Annotated in this window: 4 protein-coding genes and 1 pseudogene; all 5 read left to right on the top strand. The window is 69.2% G+C overall.

All coding sequences use genetic code 11. From position 1 onward, the window contains the following. Nucleotides 1–909 (top strand): annotated as a pseudogene (locus tag V7004_RS15235) (hypothetical protein); the annotation flags it as partial. Further along, complete coding sequence (locus tag V7004_RS15230) at nt 888–2,084, top strand: glycosyltransferase (RefSeq protein WP_334145063.1); 1,197 nt, start codon at nt 888–890, stop codon at nt 2,082–2,084. The pseudogene V7004_RS15235 and the gene V7004_RS15230, both read left to right, overlap by 22 nt. Then, a complete protein-coding gene (locus V7004_RS15225; RefSeq protein WP_334145062.1) occupies nt 2,081–3,019 on the top strand; it encodes a thiamine pyrophosphate-dependent dehydrogenase E1 component subunit alpha in 939 nt (312 codons plus the stop codon). Before V7004_RS15230 ends, V7004_RS15225 begins: the two co-directional genes overlap by 4 nt. Further along, the gene (locus V7004_RS15220; protein ID WP_334145060.1) at nt 3,016–4,017 is read left to right on the top strand and encodes an alpha-ketoacid dehydrogenase subunit beta; all 1,002 of its coding nucleotides are present in this window, start codon (nt 3,016–3,018) and stop codon (nt 4,015–4,017) included. The genes V7004_RS15225 and V7004_RS15220 overlap by 4 nt, the downstream gene beginning before the upstream one ends. 8 nt (nt 4,018–4,025) lie before the next feature. Beyond that, on the top strand, nt 4,026–4,372 hold a 347-nt coding region (locus tag V7004_RS15215), incomplete at its 3' end, for a lipoyl domain-containing protein (protein WP_334145058.1).

Here is a 4,372-nt window from a genome sequence, read left to right as displayed (position 1 = left end):
GTGGTCGCGGCGGTCGCGGTGCTTCAGTCTCTCCAGCTCGCTGGCATCACAAGTCTGCTGAACACCTGGTTCGCGAATGCCGACGAGGTCGACCCCCTCGCGCTGGGCCGCGGCAGCTCGACCGTTGGTTCGTCGATCGCCGTCGGGGACATGATGGCCTTCCTGCTCGCGATGGCGATCGCCTGGTGGCACTTCGGCCGTCGCCATCGAGCCCTCCTCGCCCTCGCTGGGGGGATCTTCCTGCTGGGAGCGCTGGCGTCCGGCCAGTTCACCGCCGCCATCGCCGTGATGGTCGCTGCTGCGGTCGCCGGGATGCTCACCCGCAGTCTCGGCCGGCTGACCGCCGTTGGCATCCCCCTCGCCATCGGCGCGGCCCTCCTGCTGCAACCGGTGATCGACGCTCGTCTGGCCGGATTCCGATCGGCTGCCGGGGTCCCCCAGAGCTGGACGGTCCGCCTCCAGAACCTCCGCACCTACTTCTGGCCACCCCTCTCCGAGGACTGGAACTGGACGCTCGGGGTACGGACCTCTGCACGCGTCCCGGCACCGGAGGTCTGGCGGGAGTGGGTCTACATCGAGAGCGGGCACACGTGGCTCCTGTGGAACGGGGGCCTGCCCTTCCTGATCGCCTACTTCGTGTTCGTGGGTGTCGCTGCGACCACGGTGGTGCGGATCGCCAGGAGCCGGACCGACGCCATCGGCGTCGCCGCGGTCGCGAGCTCAGCAGCCCTGTGCGTCCTCTCGGTCGTGATGCTGTTCGATCCCCACCTCACGATGCGCGGGACCGCGGACCTCAACATCGCCCTGTTGGCACTTGCCCTCACGGCGTGGCGACGGGTACCGGACCCGGCACCCGACCCGCACGCCCGGATCGGAGAGGAGGTCCTGTGGCCGAACACGTCTGCCTGATCCGCCATCGTGAGTACTACGAACTGCCCACTCGCCGTGAGGCCGAGGCGCTGGCCGCCGCCGGATTCCAGGTGCACGTCATCTGCCTGGCCGACCCTGAGGGCGCGCCCGTGGATGTGGGCAGGTCGGGCATCCGGCTCCACACCGTGCCACTGCGGCGGGCTCGCGGTTCCGACGCGCGGTACCTCGCGGACTACCTCACCTTCTTCCTCGCCGCCTCGGCGCTCGTCACCTGGCTGCACCTGCGCTTCCGCTTCCGGGTGATCCAGGTGAGCTCCATGCCCGACTTCCTCGTCTTCGCCACCGTCGTTCCCAAGGCCATGGGTGCTCGGGTGGTCGCCTTCCTGAAAGAGCCGACACCCGAGCTCGGCGAGATGCGGTTCGGGCCTGGTTGGTGGCCCAAGCTGTTCGTGCGGGTGGAGCAGCTCGCCATCCGGTACGCGGACCTGACCTACACGGTGACCGAGCAGCTCAAGGCCGCGTACGTCGAGCGCGGGGCCGATCCATCCAAGATCAGGGTGGTGCTGAACGGTCCCGCCCCTGACGCATTCCCGCGCTCCAACGGCGGCGGCTCGCCCTCCGGGAGCGACGGGGACGCGGATACCACTGGTGCGACACGGGACTTCAGCCTTCTGTGCCACGGGGTCATCGAGGAGCGCTACGGGCACGAGACGATCTTGCGGGCCGTCGCGCTCGCCCGCGAGGAGGTCCCGAACCTCCGGTTCCGCATCACCGGAGACGGGACGCATACCTCGCGCCTGCGCGAACTCATCGATGAGTTGGGCCTGCGCGACCACGTCGACCTCCTCGGATGGGTGCCGCTCGAGCAGCTCACCGACGAGCTCAGCCGGGCCGACGTCGGCATCGTGGCCCAGCTCTCCTCGCCGTACTCGAACCTCGTGCACACCAACAAGATGTACGACTACATCCTCTTCGGGAAGCCCGTCATCGCCACCCGCCTCGACTCGGTGTCGGCCTACTTCGGACCCGACAGCCTCTACTACGTTGAATCTGGCGATCACGTCGGACTGGCGCGGGCGATCGTCGAGCTGTATCGCGATCCCGCACGGCGCGAGGAGCTCGTCGAGAACGCGCGGCGCCTCTACGACCGGTACGGCTGGCCTGAGCAGGCCCACACCTACGTCCGCGGCTTCCAGGAGATGGCGCGAACATGACTCCGGCACCCGTCACCGCTCGGAGCTCCGCCGCAACCGACGAGCGACTGATCGGCGCGCCGGACGAGTCGCTCGAGGTGCGGCTCTACCGGCGCATGGCGTTCATCCGCCGGTTCGAAGAGACGCTGCTGTCGCTGTTCGACGAGGGGGCGCTGAACGGAACGACCCACTGCTGCATCGGCCAGGAGGCGGACGCCGTCGGGATCGCCGATCACCTCCAACCGGGTGACCACGTGTTCAGCAACCACCGCTGCCACGGTCACTACCTCGCACTCACCGGCGATGCTGACGGGCTGCTGCGCGAGATCATGGGCTTGCCCGGCGGTGTGTGCGGAGGACGTGGCGGCAGCCAGCATCTCTGCGCACCGGGCTTCAAGTCCAACGGCGTGCTCGGTGGGACGGTCCCCAACGCAGCCGGCATCGCGCTCGGCCAGCGCCTCGACGGCGGGGACCGGATCAGCGTGGCCTTCATCGGCGACGGCACCCTGGGCGAGGGGGTCGTCTACGAGACGCTCAACATCGCCAGCCTGTGGCAGCTCCCCCTCCTGATCGTCTGCGAGGACAACGGGTGGGCGCAGAGCACGCCACGGGCACGGAACCTCGCCGGCTCCATCGCGGCCCGGTTCACCGCGTTCGGGATACCGGCCCGCGAGCTCGACACGACCGACGTGCTCGAGATCCATCAAGCGGCCCGGCACGAGGTGGCGGCAACCAGGACCCATGGACCACGCGCCCTCGTGATCAAGACCTACCGGCTCTGCCATCACTCCAAGAACGACGACAACCGGCCCGTGGACGAGGTGAACCACCGCTGGGCCTTCGATCCCTTGGCGGTGCACCGCCCGCGCCTGAGGCGGGAGACCAGCGAACGCATCGACCGGGAGGTCACCGAGGCGATCCGCGACCTCCTCGACGCCGTACGGAGGTCGGCATGATCTACGCCCGAGCACTGGGAGACGCCCTCCGGTCCAGCCTCGAACGTGATCCCACGGTGGTGATCCTGGGCGAGGACATCGTCGACCCCTACGGCGGGGCCTTCAAGGTCACGCGGGGGCTCAGCACCGACTTCCCCGACCGGGTCCGAGCGACACCGATCAGCGAGGGAGCTCTCGTGGGGGTGTGCACGGGCCTCGCCATGCACGGGTACCGGCCCGTCGTCGAGGTGATGTTCGGCGATTTCCTCACCCTCACCTTCGACCAGATCGTGAACCACGCCGCCAAGTACCCGTCCATGTACGACGGCCAGGTTCGGTGCCCGGTCATCGTCCGGACGCCTTCGGGCGGGGGACGCGGGTACGGCCCGACTCACAGCCAGAGCCTCGAGAAGCACTTCCTCGGGATCCCTCATCTGCGGGTCGCAGCCGCGTCGCTGCTGCACGATCCCGACGAGGTCTTCGCGGTCCTGCTCCGCCACGACGACCCGACACTGTTCATCGAGCACAAACTGCTCTACCCGCTGCACCTGCAGACCTCAGCGGACCTGGACGGACTGCTGGTGTCGCGCACGACGGGGCGGTCGGGCCTGCCCACCGTCACCCTGTCCGCGGTGCCGAGCGGGGACTGCGTCCTCACGGTGGTCGCGTACGGCTACCAGGCGGCGCTGGCCGCGAAGTTGCTCGAGCCGCTCGCGGTCGAGGAGGAGCTGTTCGTGGAGCTCGTGGTCCCCACCCAGCTCGCTCCGCCGGACTGGGAGCCCATCGAACGCAGCGTCGCAGCCACCGGAGCCCTGGTCACCCTGGAAGAGGGAACCGCCGGGTGGAGCTGGGGCACCGGCATCGCCGAGCACATCGGTCGGGTGGCCTTCGGGCGCCTCCGGCGGCCACCGAGCGTGGCAACGAGCGCCGCCGACATCGTCCCGTCCGCGAAGCACCTCGAAGACGAGATGATCCTGGGCGCAGCAGGGGTCGAGCAGGCGATCAGGGACGCGGCCTGATGCGACCGGTGACCGTTCCCACCACCGACGTGAACAGCCAATACGCGGTGCTCGTCGACTGGCTCGTCACCGACGGCGCCCCCGTGCGACGCGGCGAACCGGTCGCAGAGGTCGAGACCAGCAAGTCGGTGATCGAGGTCGACGCACCATCAGACGGGTTCCTGCTCCACGCGGTGAGCACCGGGGCCGACTTCGAGCTCACCGCCCCGATCGCGCACCTGTTCGACACGCTCGATGATCTCGAGCGCCGCCGGCGAGACCGCGAGGTGGCACGGCATGCGCCTGCCGTGCACGACGAGCCCGGGCGCGCCTATCGGGCCACGCGGTCCGCTGAGTCCCTGGCCACCGAGCACGG

The sequence above is a fragment of the Rhabdothermincola sp. genome (genome assembly GCF_036846205.1).
Lineage (GTDB): Bacteria > Actinomycetota > Acidimicrobiia > Acidimicrobiales > Acidimicrobilacustridaceae > Rhabdothermincola.
This window is presented reverse-complemented; position numbering and strand designations above follow the sequence as displayed.

What these genes read in the sequence shown, in the direction of transcription:
- V7004_RS15225 (WP_334145062.1), top strand. Translation starts at nt 2,081, where the DNA reads ATGACTCCGGCACCCGTCACCGCTCGGAGCTCCGCCGCAACCGACGAG.
- V7004_RS15220 (WP_334145060.1), top strand. Translation starts at nt 3,016, where the DNA reads ATGATCTACGCCCGAGCACTGGGAGACGCCCTCCGGTCCAGCCTCGAA.